This is a genomic window from Fischerella major NIES-592 (assembly GCF_001904645.1).
GTDB classification, from domain to species: domain Bacteria; phylum Cyanobacteriota; class Cyanobacteriia; order Cyanobacteriales; family Nostocaceae; genus Fischerella; species Fischerella thermalis.
The window spans coordinates 217,490-235,370 of record NZ_MRCA01000001.1; the positions used below are offsets into that span (position 1 = coordinate 217,490).

Here is a 17,881-nt window from a genome sequence, read left to right on the forward strand (position 1 = left end):
CCATTAGTATTTTTTTTGACAGACTACATATCCGCTTGCTGACAGCAGATCTCTTAAAAAGTATTCTCAAATAATTTATCATTTGTTACCAATGTTTTTAACAGAAATTCTAGCAATCATAACCATATGGCTATTTGAGGATAAGAATTATTGAGAAAAATTATCGTTTAGTTTACATTTTTAAACAGTTTCTCATGAGAATGAAAATTATTTTTCTTTCTATTAGAGGTAGAATAAGACTCATTGTCAAGACCTAATCTTTAGGGGAGGTAACAAGACAGTGAGTGACAGAGTAAGTAAAACAAATAAATTCCTGAGTAGTTTTGTATCTTTAGTAACTTTATTTTTACTAACAACTGCTTGTAGTCAAGCAGATACAAAACGCTCAATTAATACAGAACAATCGCCCCAAGCACAGGAAGCAGCATCCACACCAACAGTAGAATCCAAAAAAATTAAAGTAGTGGCGACCTTTTTACCGATGTATTGGTTTACGCAAGCGGTAGCAGGAGATGCAGCAGATGTAGCGATTTTAGTACCTCCAGGAACAGAAGTACATGAGTATCAAGCTACACCAGAAAATGTGAAAGCGATCGCTACAGCTAATCTATTAGTAAAAAACGGCTTGGGTTTAGAAGAATTTTTAGAACCAACAGTCAAAAATGCTCAAAATCCAAAGTTAACACAAATAGATGCCAGTAAAGGTATTCAAACTGTAAAAGAAATATCACCGGTTGTAGAAACAGGAAATAAAGAAGAACACGACCATGAACATGGTGAAGGTAATCCTCATGTATGGTTAGATCCTGTTTTGGCGAAACAACAAGTTATTAATATTCGGGATGGTTTAATTGCGGCTGATCCTGCAAATAAAGCCACATACGAAGCAAATGCAGCAGCTTATGTAAAACAATTAGAAGATTTAAATAATCAATATCAGCAGACTCTACAAAAAAATCCTAACTGCACATTTATTACATTCCATGATGCCTATCCATACCTAGCAAAACGCTACAACCTCAAGCAAGTAGCAGTAGTAGAAATTCCGGAAGACCAACTGACACCAACTGATGTACAAAAAGCTGTTAATGCGGTGAAAAAGTATAATGTTAAAGCTTTATTTGGTGAACCAGGAATAGATAACAAATTATTGACGAGTCTTTCTAAAGATTTGAATTTAACTTTATATGAACTCGATTCTTTGGAAACAGGTTCAACAGATCCACAACATTATTTTCAGGCAATGAGAAATAATTTACAAACTTTAGAAACAGCTTGTAAATAAATGTCATGTATTGGTTGTTGGTCGAATTTTAAGTAATGAATATTGAAATTCCTGTACTGAAAGTAGAAGGATTGAGTGTAAATAAGGGTAATTATTTGGTTATTCGGGACGTTTCTTTTGATTTGTTGCCCGGGACAAATACTGCTATAGTTGGCCCTAATGGTGCAGGTAAAAGTACTTTAGTACAAGCAGTTTTAGATTTAATTCCTCGCACTGCTGGCAATATAGAAATATTTGGTCGTCCAGTAACTAGATTAGGACATTTGTGCCATCAGTTGGGGTATGTGCCACAGCATTTTATTTTTGACCGCAGTTTTCCGATTTCTGTAAGTGAGTTGGTAGGCTTGGGATGGGTCAAACAAGGGAAAAAGGGAAATTCATTTTTTCAAAGTCTATGGCAGGGAAATCAGGAAAAAGCAGCAGCTATAACCTCGGCTTTACGTCGAACAGATACTTATCATCTGCGAAACCAAGCAATTGGTACTCTCAGTGGTGGTCAGCTAAAGCGAGTGTTGCTCGCTTATTGCTTGGTGATGCCTAGAAGATTATTAATATTAGATGAAGCATTTGCTGGGGTAGATGTACAAGGTGCGGCAGATTTTTATACCTTGCTAAATGAACTGAAGCAAGAAGAAGGTTGGACAGTTTTACAAGTTTCCCACGATATTGACATGGTCAGTCGTTATTGCGATCGCGTGATTTGTCTCAACCAAAGCATCATTTGCGTCGGAGTACCAGAAGTTGCACTCTCACCACAAAATCTTCTAGCAACCTACGGTCCAGGATTTAGCCGCTACCAACACAAACATTACAATTATGAATTATGAAATTTTTGATTATTCATCCTTTTCATCTAGGTGTTCGGCGACAGCTTGATAAAGATGCAAAACATGGTTATCGTGGAGGCGATAAAATACGCGACGACCTTGCTTACGATAATTAACTAAGCGCATGGCTCGTAAATTTCGTAACTGATGAGATACAGCAGATTCACTCATGTCTAGTGTAGCTGCTAAATCACTCACACAAAATTCTTTTTCAGCTAACAGAGATAGAATTCGCAGACGATTAGCATCCCCTAAGAAACTAAAAAATTCTGCCATCCTTTGGGCTTTTTCGCTGCTAAGAACTTGAATTGAGAGGGGTTGCAACTCTTTTGTAAACATCTCGTTTTTTTGGCATTTAATTAAGTGAATGAAAACTAAACTTATATACTTAAGACATTCATGAATTTTGTGTAAATTAATGCTGCATGAATTGTTTTTAAATGATAATCATTTCACTTGGTTAGCGATTACCACAACTGGTGATCTATTAACTTTGTTACAGTTTCCCTTTATGCAGCGGGCTATGGTTGGTGCTGTCTTAATGGGAATAGTTGGTGGTTTGCTTGGCTGTTTTGTCACCCTGCGCCAGTTATCTTTTTTCAGCCATGCTGTCGGCCATGCGGCATTAGTAGGCGTAGCATTAGGTGTATTGCTACAGTTAAATCCTACTTGGATGTTGCTACCTTTCACATTGGTGTTTGGGGTAGTGGTGATTTACTTTATCGACAAAACCGATTTAGCTAGCGATAGCGTACTTAGTATAGTCTTATCAGGAGCGTTAGCGATCGGCATAATTTTAAGTAGCCTCATCCAAGGATATCGCGGCAACTTGATGGCAGTCCTATTTGGCGATATTTTGGCGATAGATCTGACAGATCTGATTTTAACCATGCTGGTGCTTGTGGGTGGGAGCATATTTCTATTATCAACCCTGCGCCAGCAAATTTTGTTAACCCTTAATCTTGGTGTGGCAAAAGTCCAAGGGATTCCGGTACAAATTTATCGATATGGATTTGTGGTTTTGCTGTCATTAGCTGTTGCTGTGGCGATTAAGGCTGTCGGCGTTTTACTGGTGAATGCCTTTTTGGTGATTCCCGCCTCCACAGCTAAATTGATGAGTCATCACTTTGGCCGCTTTTTGCTGCTGTCAGTGATAGTTGGTTCTACCACCAGCATAGCTGGCATCATCGCATCAGGTCTTTTCAATCTTGCTTCTGGGCCGAGCATTGTACTTGTACAATTCCTGGGGTTTGTGGCTGTTTTCGGCTGGGTCAAGTTTATGGGCAAAGGCGCATAGTTTTTTTGATTGACCTATTGCAATTTCAGAAAAAGTTTGCTAAATTGGTTAATCGTTGAAAACAAACGTTTCGCCGGGATAGCTCAGTTGGTAGAGCAGAGGACTGAAAATCCTCGTGTCACCGGTTCAAATCCGGTTCCTGGCATTTATAGATAAAACCCTTGGTAATCAAGACTTTCAGGGGTTTACTGTCTCCATAAAAACCCCATTTCAGCCGTTTTTGGTGGTGTAAATCTGGTGTAATTTTATGCCACGTTGGACATTTTTGGACGGGGTTAGTCAAATTATTGGGGTAAAGTTGGGGTAAATCAGGGCGCGCTGATTGACCTATCTCAAGAGTTACCTGATGAAAACCCAAATGTCTCAACGCAAGGCTTCTAAGGGAACTGTCCAAATTAAAAACTCGAACGAACGCCTGCAACTCGTTTTTAGCTATACCGGAAAACGTCATTATCTTTCGACAGGTTTTACAGATACGCCAGCTAATCGCAAGTTGGCGGAAATGAAGGCTAGGCAAATAGAGCTAGATATTCTCTCTAGCAATGTCCTATAGGCTTACCAACCAAATGTTGTGCCGTAATTCTAAATAGAATTTGCCCTTCGATTAGAACGTTTCTGATTGCTCAGTAAACTAGCATGGTATACATCTATTGCTCGATGGTGAGCGATCGATCGGGTCGTGGCGATTTTGTAACCAGTCTTGTATGAGTTCTAAGTTGTAGCGAACACAACGACTATTAATCCGCACCCAGTGTATTCCTTCAATCCACGTTCCATCAAGCCGATATTTCTTTAGTGTGGCAAAGCTGAGATTCAAATGCTCCGAGGCTTGCTGTTTGCTTACAAATTTAAACATAGTTTGAGCATCATATAAATCTCTTTGAAACTTTACTTTGAGAATTTTCAATATTGGCACAAAAATTGTTATTTTTTTTATTTTTCCTATCTTCTTAAAGAAGAAATAATATTCCAACCTATTTAAATAAATCTGTCTCGTTAAAATTCAACTTTACTCCAACAAAGTAACTGAAAACAAAACACTCTACGCAAACACACAAACTTTCCTTGGCTGACAGTTTTGTTGATAATGAGGTTTAAATTGACAAAAAACGATGTAAAAATAAGTATTGCTTTAGGTTTGGGATTAGTTTATTTGGCAGTTAAAGAACCACTAGTGATAACAGTTATTTTATCAGTGGGCTTATTATTTTACTGCCTGAATAGATTGATTGCTTTTATTCCCTATCTCAACCAGTTTATTGGAAAAAGAATTCGCTTTTGGCACGTAGTTGGAGTGATTATGGCAACTACCAGCACTCTATCGGTTTTTGTAATGCCAGCACAGGCGATTTTCTTAAGCGGATTGGAGCAGTTTCTCACTAATATCGCTCAACAAAGTTCTACTGGTGGTACCGGAGGTGCTGGTATAGATCCGCAAGCGATCGCACTAGTTTTTAACGCTATCCGCGCTGTCTTCCTGCTTTTGGTAGGTGTAGCTGCACTGTTTGCATACAACCAAGCGCAGCAAGGTAACGATTGGCGACCAATTGCCACCCAAGCTGGTTTAGCGATCGGCATTATTCTTGTCATTGACGTGATCACATTTTTGTTCGTGGGTAATGGTACTGGTACTAACACTACGGGAAATTAAGCAAATGGAAAATTAGTTCAAACAGACAAATTATTATGTTTCAAAGCTTATGTCGATAGACCCAGATGTGTTACTGTGGCGGTTTATGCTTGATGCCTTATCGCAGGGAATCCCGATTGCTGGAGGTGGTGGGGTGGCACTTTACACAGGTATCAATAGCAGAGTAGCCGCCCTCGTCAACGTTGCTTTTGATGGTGTGGTTGCGATCGCTACAGGTTTAGCAGGAAAAACCTCTTAAAGAAGACACCGGGAGTTGAGGAGCCACTGCATTATATGTTGAAATCTTTGAGACAAGTTAAGCGAACCAAATTGCTGCTAGATTCTAAGGATATTCTGCCCCTGTGTTTTGTAGGGCTGACTGCTATTGGTAGGTGGTGTGATAGGTTTTGGTTGGATGATATGGTCTATCTTCTTTGCTGCAAGACCGATAGCCAAGCCCACAGTCACCCCAAAATCCACACCAACAGTTTTTGCAGAAAGCGAAAGTGACGAAGCGGCTCGCCTCAAGGCTGAATTGGGATTGCGAAACCAAGCCAGTCGCACCGAAGGACAGCCACAAAAAACACCATCCCCCTCAGTTCCAAAACACTCCGCTCCTACAAACATTCGCAAACCTGCACCTGTTCCACAAGTTCGTGTTGTCAAAGAGCCTTTACCACCAAGAATCATTCAAGAAAGAGTGCTAGTGCAACCGCCACAGCCCAGAATTACAATGTCTAGCAACAAGCCACTCCGCGTCTATGCTTCCTCCCCTACTCCCAATCCTGTAGAAACTATTGACCCCTTTGAGCAGTGGAATAAACTTGCTACTTTGGGACAGCAAAGAGTTGCAAGTAATAACATTAAGCCTGAAAATCAGCCGCTGGGGCAGGCACAAGCTTTACCCAACAATACTGATGCGACCACTGTTGCAGATAATACCATTGCTCATTCGCCTTCTGCTACTTTCACTAGTACAGCAAAAGTTCCAAAACAATCTTTGGGGTCTGAAGTTGCCACTTCAATTCCTGTCGTTGCAGTTAGTGGCGATGTCTTTAGAGAAGATAGTGGGCGTTTACGCACTCAACCAAATAGCGCTGGAGAGCAAATTCTAACATCGGGGGAGTGGGGAATTTTAAATCGCACTCCTGCAAGTTTTAAACGTCCAAACTTTAAACAAACTGTTGCTACGTCTTTGGTTTCACCATTGCGAATTCAGATAGGTACAAGTGCAAGAGCTAAGGTTTTAGTGCCGATGATTTGGACAGAAGACGATAAAAACCAAGGGCGCTTTGCCGTGGAATTGCTCCAAGATGTTTTATCCACCGATAACCGCGTAGCACTACCAAAAGGAACAATTTTGATTACAGAAGTCGATTCGGTTTCCAAAGCTAACAAACTTGTCAAGCAGAGTGTTGTTGCTATTGTTTATACCGATATTTATGGTCAAGTTCGGCAACAAACAATACCTAAAGACGCTATTTTAATTCGAGGAGAAGACAGCCGACCTCTAGTTGCAAAATCAATGGAAGATAGAAGTGCTGCGATCGCACAACAAGATATTTTAATTGGTTTGCTAGGTGCTGCGGGGCGTTTAGGTGCCGTTTTTAACCAAAATCAAACTCAGTCTTCAACTGTAATTTCCAACGGTGGGTTTAGCAACCAGACAATTACAACCACAGCTCGACAACCAAATGTTTTAGCAGCAGCAGTCGAAGGATTTTTCAAACCAATGCAAGAGCGTTTGAGTAAGCGTGCAGATAAAGCTTCTGATGAACTTGAGAGGCGCTCTAATGGGGCAATTGTGCTTGCGGAGACGAAAGTCTCCATCTTTTTTAATAGTTTCTTTGAAATTTCTCGTTGATAAGAATATGAGGAGATTTTATAGTTCGGTGGGTACAATTGTGCTTTTGTGTTTGACCAACGTACTTCCTGTTCACGCTGATCCAGCGGTATCGACAGTTAGTACTTCGGAAGGAAGAGGTCTGAACTCAAAGGCAATTAACGTTCAAGTTTGGGCTGGAAGAGCTACTGCAATTGATTTTTCCAGGGTTAACGAGCGGATTACCCAGATTTTTCTAGCAGACCCCAGCCGTTTCACCTACGCCACCGACACAGCTACACAAAACGGTCAAGCAACCACTATATTTCTCCGTCAAATACAGCCTTTAAAATTTCCCCATTTGACAAGGGCAAACGTAACCAATTTATTTATCAAGACTAAGACTGAAGATGGTACAGCGCGGCTATATACCTTTAACTTGCTACCAGGAGAAAATTCACCCAAATACAACGGTTTGAGCATAGCGACGGTATCGGGAACCGAACAGCAAAGGTACACCTTGGAGGTTGGTTCATTTCGTCAGGCTACGCTTAATGATATTGAACGTGGTTTAATTTCTGCGGTGCGTCGGGGTTATACACCACCATCAGACCCTGTTGTTGCAAAGATTAGAGAGTTTTTAGCCTTGGCTCGAAATACTTCCGATAAATCTTTAGTGGAAATCGCGCAAAGTGTGAACCTCTCCCTAAGAGTGCTGACGGAACTGGGATTACTGGGAATTGAAGACACAGCCACCCCAACCAGAACTGTACCAAAACCATCACTCAATCAACCTTTAATGCATAATTCGATACCTAAAACAGAATTAATTCGTTTCCGTGAATAGATTCTATCCTGCTATTTTCTATCCACCTTTAATACTCAAATTCTTGGCAAAAAATCCTGCGCCTAGTCTGAGTGCCTACCATCTTCTCTCTACTAGAAAGCCAGAGCAATTACTAAAACACCAAGGTAGTTATACTTCTATCCTTCCAAAAGTTTCGTTATTACACGTATCTATTTATGTATTGTTTATATCTATCGGTTTTCTAATTCCCCTGTCTTTTATCCTGCTGTCTCCTCTCTGGTTGGTTGCTGTTACTTGGGTATCTATTGGCTTGGGCATTTTCTGCGCTATATTCCCTGTTTCTCCTAAAACATCAGCTAACAAGAACATTTCCAAGTACCGTCAACCACCAACCGAAGTTAAAAATAAAACTGTTTTACGCTTGCAAAAACGCGAAGCCAAACTGCGCCAGTGGATTGCAGACAAGGTTTTACAGCCAATTGGTCGTAGTGACGCTCCTGCGGGTGTTTCTGAAAAAACTTTTTATCAGGTTCTTCGGCACGTTTTTCCAAATGCCGTTCAGGGCGTGGCATTCCAAAATCCACAATTTTCTTATCCTTACTCAGCAGATTTCGTGTTTGTACATACAAGCAGTTTAAGTATAGATATTGAAATTGATGAACCTTATGTAGGCAACACCAAAGCTCCCCATCACTGCATCGACCAGGGTAAGGATGAGATCAGAAATAAATTTTTTACCAATGGCAATTGGGTGGTAATTCGCTTTAGCGAGAAACAAGTGGTTAAGTACCCACGTAGCTGTTGCAAGGTAATAGCCTCTGTTGTGGCGCGAGTAGCTGGCGATCGCACGTAGAAATAAATTAGCAACGCTTGTAGACCGCACCGTATCAGCAGTCAATATCGATGCGATCGCCGCGTTGGTAATGGAAAAATACCTGCGACGGCAGTTAATATCAGTTGGCAACGAGATTGTACAACTGGGCTACGAGACGGAAACCGAGTTACCAACAATTCTTGACCAAGCAGAGCAAAAAGTTTTCCAAGTTTCTAACCAAGGATTGTGTTCAAACACCGAACATAACAGCACGATTAATATTGCTGCTTACCAGGAATTGGAGTCCGGACGGCCCATTTATCCAACAGGACTGAATGAACTTGATAAGTTAATGGTGGGATTTGAAGGTGGCACACTCACCATTATTGGAGGCAGACCGTCAGTTGGAAAGTCACAGATTGCTTTGTTCTTAGCCCTCCAAATGATATTGCTGCACAAGTTGCCTGTGATTATTTTCTCGTTGGAGATGACCAAAAAGCAGTTGGAATATAGGCTGTGGAGTTTAATTAGTGTGACTCCCCAGTACAAAGATTTCAATTTAATTCCACTTTTGAGCGATCGCATGCGTAAACATCGGGCAGGATTTGAACTTTTAGCTAATTGGGAATTTGACAGCATTGCTCAAATTGTCGGTATTACCTCAGAGTTACCGCTATATATAAATGACAACCGAGGGGTTACGGTTTCTGGAATCGCTTCCTCTTGCCGACAAGTTCAAGCACGTGTTGGAAAGCTAGGGCTAGTTGTAGTTGATTATCTCCAGATGATGGCCGACCCAGAGTTTCAAAATCTCATTCCGCCTTTATCATCTCAAGAAAAACTGCAACTAGAGGCAAACTTACAAGAATTTGGCTGTATTGACCCTTTGGTAGTATGGCTGAGTACTGGTATCCTCCTAGATGGTCACAACCGTTATGAAATTTGTACTCGACTGCAAATTCCTTACAAGACAGTAGAAATTGAGATTACAGACCGAGCAGCAGCTGTCTGCTGGATTGCCAATCATCAATTAGGGCGACGCAACATAACACCGGAAACTGCGAGTTATCTTAGAGGTAAGCGCTATATACATTTGAGAGGAAATCGTGAGGATAACTTGAAACAGAATTTACCGAACGGAAAAAATTTCCTATCGGTAGAGAATGACCTCGAACAGGATTTATCGAAGGGAAAAAATCCAATCAAGGTAGATGTGGCTAAAAGTTTGGCACAACAGTACAAAGTGAGCGATCGCACAATCAGGAACGACGCTCAATTTACTGAGGCACTTGATACTTTAGCTACTGCATTCGGAGAAGAAATAAAACACTTACTTTTGACTCGTAATACTAGGTTGACCAAAAAAGACATTTTATTGCTAGCTAAGGTTGTGCAGGAAGAAGGGAAACAATTGGCACAAAAGCTACTGGATAAAAAACTGAATAAATGCGATATTGTTCAACAAATTAAGAGTAAGCAGCCCGTACCCAATCCACATTTTGTTGGTGAACTCTGCCAAATTATTGGCAAAGGCGATCCGGAATTAAAAAAGTTTTCCGGCTGCTGGTGCATAATTATTGAGGTTAACACTTACAGTTGTGCTGTTCAAACTTACAGAATGGACTTTCCTGCTGTCAAACTTGAAAACTTAGAACCTGTATATACTCCGAATGAGCCAACAGCTACTAAAAATTGCGATCGCATCCGGCGACTAACTGACGAAATTTACAAAGATTTTGAGCCAACCCATGCAGCTGTAATGGAAGTGCTGGGGAGATTAGCAGATCCTGGGAGTCTCACCTCTAAGCAGGAACGAATACTGGCTTTCTTGGAAAATGAGTATAACTTGTAGTTGATGATCCAACGTTTAGAATTGGATTGCGATGAGCGCCTTGATAAACTGGAAGCAGACAGTTTGGAGCAGAAAATCATGACTGTTGCGCGACCCTCATCTCCTACATTAGAAGAGTTTCTCAAGCTACCAGAAACAAACCCTGCTAGTGAGTACATTGACGGCGAGATTGTCCAAAAACCAATGCCTAAGACCCGCCATTCCCGACTTCAGGGTAAATTGATTAATGTGATTAATGAAGTTGTTGAAGAGAGGCGAATTGCCTATGCTTTTCCAGAATTACGGTGTACTTGTGGAGGTCGCTCGATAGTTCCCGATGTAGTCGTTCTCAGGTGGGAACACATTGAATTTGATGAGAATGGCGAACCTGTTGATGATGTGTTCGTTCCTCCAGATTGGACAATTGAAATTCTCTCTCCTGACCAAAGTTCTAACCGCGTTACTGGTAATATTCTGCACAGTCTCAAACATGGTTGCCAACTTGGATGGTTGATTGACCCAGACGACCGTTCAGTTTTAGTTTTTCAACCAAAACAACAACCAGAATTGTGTCGTGGAACGGATAATTTGATTGTGTTGGATGGAATTGACCTAGAGCTAACAGCTGCTCAATTATTTAGCTGGCTCAAGATGAACAAGTCGTAAGTATTAGAGGTCTAATTCTGCACCTTTGTGGTGCTTTAAATAATTAACTTGAGACTTAAGTATGCAATCTTGCTGTTGGGAGTTACTCAAGTCAGAAACATTAGCAGATTGGCTCTTTTGGGCGACATTGTGGCTGTGGGAGTTCGACGTAAACATAGATAAGTTTTGAGGATGATTTTGAATTTTGGAAATTAAGGTATTTATTGACGTTTGCTTGTCGTCTTGGCTGTTACTTGTAGCACATTGGACTAACGCTAAAACATCTCGTTCCAAGTCAAAATCGATACCTCGTGCCAAAATTCCTTTGAGAGTGCAAGCCTTTCCATTTCTACCTAATTTCCTCGCCTGGAAAGCTACCCCATCTGTTGAATAAGAAATACCTTGGATGATCCCCTCCTCGGTAACTTTTACTTTAGTTTCCACACCTGCTGCTTGCAGCTTCTCAAGAAATTGGGTCATCGTCATTTTAGGTTGGATAGTAGTGTTTATTGCATCCTGAATTTTCTCCACCGCGCTACAAGATGGTGGTTTATCCCGTAGCCGCAGTTCAAATTCTTGTCGTTCGCGCATCATCCGTCGTTTTTGTCCAGTAGAAGGTGCTGTATGGTCTACTTCCCAAGAAGAGGGTACGGGAGTTAGGTTGAACTGGGATTCTAGATTTCTCAGAACTTTTTCCAAACGTCTTTTATCCTACCAATCAGATACACATTCACCATCAATATTGATGCGACTTGCGGCGATGTGCAGGTGGAAGTGGTTACGGTCGTTATGGGTGGCGGCGAAATAGAGACAATTATCAAAACCCATACCCAAAAGCGTACCTTCGACAATTTCCTGTAGCTGTTGTTGATATGGTCTTTCTCCCGGTGCAAAGCTAAGAGAAATGTGGCTGACGGGAGATTCTACTCTAGGGTTGAGTTGGCAAGTGGCTGCAAGTTGTCTGTAAAAGTCTTGGGGAGTTTCTCCGGCGAGGTTGGTACAAAGAAGTTCTGCTTCTTCTTTTTCTAAGATGTATTTGGTGAGTCCGGCGAAGCTTTTACCTTTTTTTATCTTCCCAATCATCGCCCAAAGATTGTTCCTCGTTTGTTTCTTCGTCAGTCCCTAAAAGTAAATGTAACCGCAATCTATTAATTTGTTTGGTTAACTTCTCGAAAGGAATGGGGTCGATGGGTGGTGGTATTAATCCGTTGGCGATCGCACTATTTTGAGCTTTGGCTATTTGATGAATATTTGTGCCTATATTTAATAACTGCCAGTAACATTGCCAGTTTGCTTGGGGGATAGTTTTGATGCGACACCCAGCCATAGAACGCCTGACTAATTCTGCTTTACTGATACCTACTTTTTCGGCTAAAGCTTGCCAATGTTCATTTTGTTCTTGTGTGAGCAGGATTTCAAACCGAATTGTGTGTTGTTTGGGTTTGACTGGCATTTCGATAGGTGAGTGCAATATTTTTCCAGCTTGGCAAGTTTCTAGATCAGCTGACAACTATCAAAAGTGATATACATCGATAAGAAGCGCAATTGTTAAAACTAACCTGATTTTAGTAAAACCAGCGTAATTTTAGGTAGCTTGAAGTTTAAAACTATCAACGTTCGTTTCTCGAACCAAAATCAAATTGTTGTTCCAGCCTATGTTGTTCTTCAGCAATGAGGGATTGTAGGGAGCGATGGTGGAACAGTAAATCGAGAAAGTAATGTTCTTCCGCAACTGTAATTCGGAATTGGCGATCAACAAAACAGAAATCTCGACATTCTTTGAAAACCGCCTACAAAGTATTTGCAACTACTCGGCAGGTGGTGGTGCTTTCTATGGACCAAAAATTGATATCAAAATTCAAGACGCGATTGGTAGATTGTGGCAATGTTCAACTATTCAGATAGATTTTAATTTACCAGAACGTTTTGATATGGAATATGTTGCAGCCGATGGCATCAGAAAGCGACCAATCATGATTCATCGGGCAATATTTGGTTCATTAGAACGCTTCTTTGGGATTTTGATTGAAAACTATGCTGGTGATTTTCCTGTGTGGTTAGCACCAGTGCAACTGCGGTTATTACCTGTGACTGAATCAACACAAGAATATGCGAAATCAGTAGCAAGTTATCTGAAAAAATTTAGTTTACGGGTAGAAATAGACCAAACAGGAGAACGTCTAGGTAAGCAAATCCGCACCGCAGAATTAGAAAAAATTCCTGTAGTTGCGCCGTTGTTGGTAAGCAAGAAGTAGAAACCAAAACTTTGAGCGTTAGAACTAGAATTGCTGGAGATTTAGGGATGTTAACATTGGACGAGCTTGTCAAACGTCTACAAGAAGCTATTACATTAAAAACAGTCATCTAACAAGCACAAAAATATGGCTAATCACGCGCTCTACATTTGCAAATCTTGTTATTTTTCTCCTACGCAACGTGATTATATGGGAGAAAGAGGCGGGATACATTTACTCAAACAATTGCTAAATTGATCTGAAAAATGGTCGTTGCAATCTGAATTTGTAATTCAGGAAGTAGAGTGTTTGAGTGCTTGTAATAGACCCTGTGTTATTGCTTTGACTGCACCTAACAAAACCAGTTTAATGTTTGGTGATTTACCGCCGCTCTTAAGTTCAGAAGCAATACTACAATTATGCTAACAATATCATGTCAGTTGTGATGGTATTGTGCCACGACAAGAACGACCAAAAGTTTTGCAAAAAGGAATTCTCGCACGAATTGCTCCTCCACCTACTTAAAGTGCGGGAGGGGGAGATAGGAATAATTTGAAATTCAAAATTTCTCACTCCTACTTTGGCGGATTTTGCTTGTGATTTTTCTACTTAAATTGAACATTTATCTGCTAAACCAACTACTACTCTTAACTCAAAACTAAACAATAAGGATGAACTATGACTCAACTCACTGTACCAGCTTCAGATATAATTTCTGATATTCCCAAACGGGGAATGCCTGTTACTATCATCACAGGATTTTTAGTTAGTGGAAAAACCACACTTCTTAATCAAATTCTCAAGAATAAACAAGATTTAAAAGTCGCTGTTCTTGTGAATGAATTCGGTGATATCAACATCGACAGCCAATTGCTAGTTTCTATGGATGAAGATATGGTAGAACTGAGCAATGGCTGTATCTGCTGTACAATTAATGACGGGTTTGTTGATGCTGTTTACCGAGTATTAGAAAGGGAAGACCGCATCGATTATCTGGTCATTGAAACTACAGGTGTTGCTGACCCATTGCCGATTATTTTAACTTTTTTGGGGACAGAATTAAGAGATTTCACAAATCTCGATTCTATCCTGACTGTAGTTGATGCTGAAACGTTTAACCCTGAACATTTTCAAAGTGAAGCTGCATTAAAACAGATAACTTATGCAGATATTATTCTCTTGAATAAAACCGACCTTGTTACAAGAGAAAAATTTCGAGAACTAGAAGCTTACATCCACGAAGTTAAAGCGGGTGCAAAAATTCTGCACACTACCTATGGAGAGGTAGCGTTACCATTAATTTTAGGCGTAGAGTTAAATCCAAAAGATGAATATACCTCTATTACTGAAGATACGCACGAACATGAGCATCATCATGAACATCATCATGACCATGACCACGAGCATCATCATCATGGACATCACTCACATCATTTAGAAAATGATGGATTTATTTCCGTTTCTTTCCAAAGTGAAAGACCTTTTGATGTGCATCAATTTGAGAATTTTTTAAACGAAGAAATACCCCAATCTGTCTTTCGAGCAAAAGGTATTCTGTGGTTTAGTGATAGTAAATTACGCCATATCTTTCAACTCAGCGGTCCTCGTTATAATTTAGATGGCGATGAATGGCTGACTGAGTCTAAAAATCAGTTAGTTTTTATTGGTAGACATTTGAACACCAATGAAATTCATTCTCTTCTTAACAAATGTTTGGTATGATTAAGATATATTAAGTAATTGCCTGACTGAGTTATTAGTTAATCGTTAGTTGCTAGAAATTATCAGTTAGATGTTAAGGGTTATCAATTAACTTCTAATGACTAATTACTAACGAATTATTACTATGACTATTGACTGATTTTTCTAAAAAATTAGGCTGAGAAAATGACTTTATCGATTCGTCCTGACCTCACTTGTGCTGACCAAATTGTGTCTTCTTTATCTACTCAGCAACAACCGCAAGTTACAGAATTAGAAATGATGCAGGCTGTGCGAACTTTGCTGATTGGACTAGGAGAATATCCAGACAGGGAAGGCTTAAAAGATACTCCCAAAAGAGTTGTCAAAGCTTTGCAGTTTCTCACCAAAGGATATCATGAGTCTTTGGATGAATTGTTAAATGGGGCGGTCTTTAAAGAAGATGCTGATGAAATGGTATTAGTGCGGGATATTGATATTTTTAGTTCCTGCGAACACCATATATTACCAATAATTGGTCGCGCTCATGTGGCATATATTCCAAATGGAAAAGTAATTGGTTTATCCAAGATTGCTCGCATTTGTGAAATGTATGCTCGGCGTTTGCAAGTGCAGGAACGTCTGACTCTGCAAATTGCTGATGCGCTACAAGGCTTGCTCAAACCCCAAGGTGTAGCAGTAGTGGTGAAAGCGACTCATATGTGTATGGTGATGCGTGGTGTACAAAAACCTGGTTCTTGGACTGTTACTAGTGCGATGCGGGGTGTGTTTGCTGATGATGCACGTACTCGTGAGGAATTTATGAACTTGATCCAGCATAATGCTAAGTTTCAGTAACTTTACCAAACCTGGGCAATGGTAGCAAGAGTTGTCATTGCCTTGGAACTATCTTCAAGATAAAAGGCAACTTCAATATGAATAAAGAGCGGAGCCGCTTTGATTTCGACTCAAATCCGACATTCCAAACGATAGATTATGAAGTAGCAGCGCGTAGCTTTGTGCCTGATTATGAGTCGATATACTCCAGAAATTGAACTGTCTGTAGTAAACGCTAATGAATCAAAATTTATTGTGGATTAAAAAACTTAAGTTTAATAATCAAGATTTGATTCCTGCCATAGCTCAAGATTACAAAGATGGCACTGTCCTGATGATGGCATGGATGAACACCGAATCGATTCAGCGCACTCTAGAAACTGGTGAAGCCCACTACTGGAGTCGTTCTCGTGGTGAATTATGGCATAAAGGTACAACAAGTGGACACACTCAGAAAGTCAAAGAACTACTTTACGACTGTGACGGCGACACCATCTTGCTGAAAGTAGAGCAAGTAGGAGATATCGCTTGTCACACTGGTTCAAGGAGTTGTTTTTTTAATAGCGTTCGGATGGAAAGTCTTATCCTTGTTTAACTTGAGAACCCAGCCATGAACCTAACTAAGTAAGATATTTTTCATTAGTTATTTACTATTAGTATTCTTCCTTTAGGAGTGCAAGCAGATGGGTTGCCTGTGCGGTGGTATCATTTGGGTTTAATAGTCGCGATGACTCTGACAGTTGTGGCAAGTTTGCAAACCGTAGGGGCATTACTTGTGATTGCGATGCTCGTCGCACCTGCAAGCACCGCCTATTTGTTGGTTAGAGAACTGCATTTGATGATGATTTTAGGATCTGTAATTGGGGTAAGTGGCAGTGTGATTGGCATGTATCTGAGTTATCATCTAGATGCCCCATCAGGAGCAACAATTGTTTTGGTAGTGTGCGGATTTTTTCTATTGGCATTTCTGTTGAGTCCTTCTCAAGGTTTGTTGACTCGGCCAGAAGTGAAAGAGCCAACCGTCAGGTTTTTCCAACGTATGATTAACCTGCAACGACAGTAGTTCTATTTGCTGCTTCGAGTGTGTCTGCATCTCCGCTTTGTCGTCCTCGTTTTATAAAAATGATTATCATACTCAGCAAATAGGTTACACTTGACCATGTGACTCAACAAAGGAAAGATACATGTCACTGAACGCTAGTGAAAAACTGATGGAGCAAAAGACAGCTAGTCAGGGAAACCAAGCAGATATGTCCGCCATCATCAGAAATTCGTTACCTTTTGGAGAGAGTACATGTCTGATTGAAGATGAACAAGCGATACCTGTTAATCAGCTTCCTCAGTCCTGGCAAGATATTTATGCCGGAAAATCTAATACAAAACTTTCTGACCCACAAGCATATGTAAAGATGGCGCAACTTTTTCTTCACAAGATGTCTCATGGTGATGTTGACTTATTCAATGAATCGGAAGATTTCCTAGATTGCAAGCCAGCTTTTTGTGAAATATTTGGTAAACTTGCTTGGAAAACGCTTGAGTTTTATGGAGAAGATTTTGACATTAATAAATATCCGAATTTTGATTTGATTGAGAACGAACTTTCTCTAGAACAAGAAGATTACACTGAACGTAAGAAAATTATCGAAATTGCGAAAGACCTCTTTAAGGAATTTGGATATGACCTTCCAGCTTCTTTTTATCACGTACACCTGGCACCGATCTCCAGGAAAGAAATTTCTGAAGTTCGTCCATTAAGATTCAGTGAAGAGGACAGAAAAAATGCTCGCGCTTGGGATGCTTCTTTGCATGGACAAAAGGTGTTTCCCATCCAACTAATGGTGCAAAGCATCTCTTCTAAGCACGGATTTTTCCAAGAGCATGGTTGTGGATGTAACCACGCAATGGCGAGAGTTGGTGCTACTGATACATCTTTTGATTACCAGATTCGTCCCCAAATGCGGACTACCTGGATTAGGGATTTTATTTGGACTGTATGGTATGAGTACGCCTTCTATAAATTTGTGCCAGTTAACCGCTTCTTAGTTGGTTGAGAAACTTTGTAATTACCATTTTTGAGGGATAATAATTGAGTATCTGAAGTAAAGTATTTATTCAGGTACTTTATTTATAAATTAGGATGTTCTAGATGATTAAATCTTCACCACCTCCTT

General features: G+C 40.3%; 22 protein-coding genes, 1 tRNA gene and 2 pseudogenes. 19 read left to right on the forward strand and 6 right to left on the reverse strand.

Features of this window, described 5'->3' with window-relative positions; translation table 11 throughout:
* Positions 1-280: 280 nt before the first annotated feature.
* Positions 281-1,285: a metal ABC transporter solute-binding protein, Zn/Mn family gene (locus NIES592_RS00860; RefSeq protein WP_073554658.1), complete on the forward strand. Its 1,005-nt coding sequence runs from the start codon at positions 281-283 to the stop codon at positions 1,283-1,285.
* Positions 1,286-1,320: 35 nt separating this feature from the next.
* The gene (locus NIES592_RS00865) at positions 1,321-2,112 is read left to right on the forward strand and encodes a metal ABC transporter ATP-binding protein (RefSeq protein ID WP_062249429.1); all 792 of its coding nucleotides are present in this window, start codon (positions 1,321-1,323) and stop codon (positions 2,110-2,112) included.
* Between the two features lie 9 nt (positions 2,113-2,121).
* On the opposite strand, the gene NIES592_RS00870 is transcribed toward NIES592_RS00865, so the two are convergent.
* A complete protein-coding gene (locus NIES592_RS00870; protein ID WP_073554659.1) occupies positions 2,122-2,451 on the reverse strand; it encodes an ArsR/SmtB family transcription factor in 330 nt (109 codons plus the stop codon).
* 79 nt (positions 2,452-2,530) lie between these two features.
* Between NIES592_RS00870 and NIES592_RS00875 the strand changes: the two genes are divergently transcribed.
* The 3 genes from NIES592_RS00875 (at position 2,531) to NIES592_RS00890 (ending at position 3,962) form a co-directional block, all read left to right on the forward strand.
* Complete coding sequence (locus NIES592_RS00875; RefSeq protein WP_073554660.1) at positions 2,531-3,409, forward strand: metal ABC transporter permease; 879 nt, start codon at positions 2,531-2,533, stop codon at positions 3,407-3,409.
* Positions 3,410-3,481: 72 nt separating this feature from the next.
* Positions 3,482-3,554 (forward strand) — tRNA-Phe (locus NIES592_RS00880).
* Positions 3,555-3,767: 213 nt separating this feature from the next.
* Positions 3,768-3,962 (forward strand): Arm DNA-binding domain-containing protein, encoded by a 195-nt coding sequence (locus tag NIES592_RS00890; protein WP_306417343.1) that lies wholly within the window; start codon positions 3,768-3,770, stop codon positions 3,960-3,962.
* A gap of 78 nt (positions 3,963-4,040) precedes the next feature.
* Here NIES592_RS00890 and NIES592_RS00895 read toward each other — a convergent pair whose 3' ends face one another.
* Entirely contained in the window at positions 4,041-4,325 is a 285-nt protein-coding gene (locus NIES592_RS00895; RefSeq protein WP_256678037.1) for a helix-turn-helix transcriptional regulator, read from the reverse strand.
* A 183-nt stretch (positions 4,326-4,508) separates the two neighbouring features.
* Between NIES592_RS00895 and NIES592_RS00900 the strand changes: the two genes are divergently transcribed.
* From NIES592_RS00900 to NIES592_RS00935, 7 genes and pseudogenes are all read left to right on the forward strand, one after another.
* Positions 4,509-5,060: a hypothetical protein gene (locus tag NIES592_RS00900; RefSeq protein WP_256678038.1), complete on the forward strand. Its 552-nt coding sequence runs from the start codon at positions 4,509-4,511 to the stop codon at positions 5,058-5,060.
* Positions 5,061-5,109: 49 nt separating this feature from the next.
* On the forward strand, positions 5,110-5,298 hold the full coding sequence (locus tag NIES592_RS00905) for a hypothetical protein (RefSeq protein WP_073554662.1): 189 nt from the start codon (positions 5,110-5,112) through the stop codon (positions 5,296-5,298).
* 156 nt (positions 5,299-5,454) lie between these two features.
* The gene (locus tag NIES592_RS00915) at positions 5,455-6,903 is read left to right on the forward strand and encodes a TrbI/VirB10 family protein (protein ID WP_084552144.1); all 1,449 of its coding nucleotides are present in this window, start codon (positions 5,455-5,457) and stop codon (positions 6,901-6,903) included.
* A 52-nt stretch (positions 6,904-6,955) separates the two neighbouring features.
* Positions 6,956-7,708, forward strand: coding sequence for a hypothetical protein (locus NIES592_RS00920; RefSeq protein WP_256678039.1), 753 nt, complete (start codon positions 6,956-6,958; stop codon positions 7,706-7,708).
* A complete protein-coding gene (locus NIES592_RS00925; RefSeq protein WP_073554665.1) occupies positions 7,701-8,522 on the forward strand; it encodes a hypothetical protein in 822 nt (273 codons plus the stop codon). Before NIES592_RS00920 ends, NIES592_RS00925 begins: the two co-directional genes overlap by 8 nt.
* Positions 8,512-9,279: pseudogene (locus NIES592_RS24840) on the forward strand (replicative DNA helicase); the annotation flags it as partial. The gene NIES592_RS00925 and the pseudogene NIES592_RS24840, both read left to right, overlap by 11 nt.
* Before the next feature lie 1,134 nt (positions 9,280-10,413).
* Positions 10,414-10,980: a Uma2 family endonuclease gene (locus NIES592_RS00935; RefSeq protein ID WP_073554955.1), complete on the forward strand. Its 567-nt coding sequence runs from the start codon at positions 10,414-10,416 to the stop codon at positions 10,978-10,980.
* A gap of 3 nt (positions 10,981-10,983) precedes the next feature.
* On the opposite strand, the gene NIES592_RS25640 is transcribed toward NIES592_RS00935, so the two are convergent.
* The 4 genes from NIES592_RS25640 to NIES592_RS26120 all read right to left on the reverse strand — a co-directional run bounded on the left by NIES592_RS25640 (position 10,984) and on the right by NIES592_RS26120 (position 12,698).
* Positions 10,984-11,658: a hypothetical protein gene (locus NIES592_RS25640; protein ID WP_231936228.1), complete on the reverse strand. Its 675-nt coding sequence runs from the start codon at positions 11,656-11,658 to the stop codon at positions 10,984-10,986.
* A gap of 12 nt (positions 11,659-11,670) precedes the next feature.
* On the reverse strand, positions 11,671-12,042 hold the full coding sequence (locus NIES592_RS25645; protein WP_231936227.1) for a relaxase/mobilization nuclease domain-containing protein: 372 nt from the start codon (positions 12,040-12,042) through the stop codon (positions 11,671-11,673).
* Positions 12,017-12,412, reverse strand: a complete 396-nt coding sequence (locus tag NIES592_RS00945; protein WP_073554666.1) for a plasmid mobilization protein — start codon at positions 12,410-12,412, stop codon at positions 12,017-12,019. Before NIES592_RS00945 ends, NIES592_RS25645 begins: the two co-directional genes overlap by 26 nt.
* Positions 12,413-12,569: 157 nt before the next feature.
* Complete coding sequence (locus NIES592_RS26120) at positions 12,570-12,698, reverse strand: hypothetical protein (protein ID WP_084552212.1); 129 nt, start codon at positions 12,696-12,698, stop codon at positions 12,570-12,572.
* 78 nt (positions 12,699-12,776) lie between these two features.
* On the opposite strand from NIES592_RS26120, the pseudogene NIES592_RS00955 reads away from it, so the two are divergent.
* From NIES592_RS00955 to NIES592_RS00985, 7 genes and pseudogenes are all read left to right on the forward strand, one after another.
* Positions 12,777-13,327 (forward strand): annotated as a pseudogene (locus NIES592_RS00955) (His/Gly/Thr/Pro-type tRNA ligase C-terminal domain-containing protein); the annotation flags it as partial.
* A 139-nt stretch (positions 13,328-13,466) separates the two neighbouring features.
* The gene (locus NIES592_RS25650; protein ID WP_256678040.1) at positions 13,467-13,619 is read left to right on the forward strand and encodes a DUF1636 family protein; all 153 of its coding nucleotides are present in this window, start codon (positions 13,467-13,469) and stop codon (positions 13,617-13,619) included.
* 252 nt (positions 13,620-13,871) lie between these two features.
* Positions 13,872-14,915, forward strand: a complete 1,044-nt coding sequence (locus tag NIES592_RS00965) for a CobW family GTP-binding protein (RefSeq protein WP_073554667.1) — start codon at positions 13,872-13,874, stop codon at positions 14,913-14,915.
* A gap of 165 nt (positions 14,916-15,080) precedes the next feature.
* Positions 15,081-15,731, forward strand: coding sequence for a GTP cyclohydrolase I FolE (gene folE, locus NIES592_RS00970; protein ID WP_073554668.1), 651 nt, complete (start codon positions 15,081-15,083; stop codon positions 15,729-15,731).
* Between the two features lie 217 nt (positions 15,732-15,948).
* Complete coding sequence (hisI, locus tag NIES592_RS00975) at positions 15,949-16,305, forward strand: phosphoribosyl-AMP cyclohydrolase (protein WP_073554669.1); 357 nt, start codon at positions 15,949-15,951, stop codon at positions 16,303-16,305.
* A 78-nt stretch (positions 16,306-16,383) separates the two neighbouring features.
* Complete coding sequence (locus tag NIES592_RS00980; protein ID WP_256678041.1) at positions 16,384-16,773, forward strand: metal ABC transporter permease; 390 nt, start codon at positions 16,384-16,386, stop codon at positions 16,771-16,773.
* Positions 16,774-16,894: 121 nt separating this feature from the next.
* Positions 16,895-17,761: a hypothetical protein gene (locus NIES592_RS00985; RefSeq protein ID WP_178379450.1), complete on the forward strand. Its 867-nt coding sequence runs from the start codon at positions 16,895-16,897 to the stop codon at positions 17,759-17,761.
* Positions 17,762-17,881 lie beyond the last annotated feature (120 nt).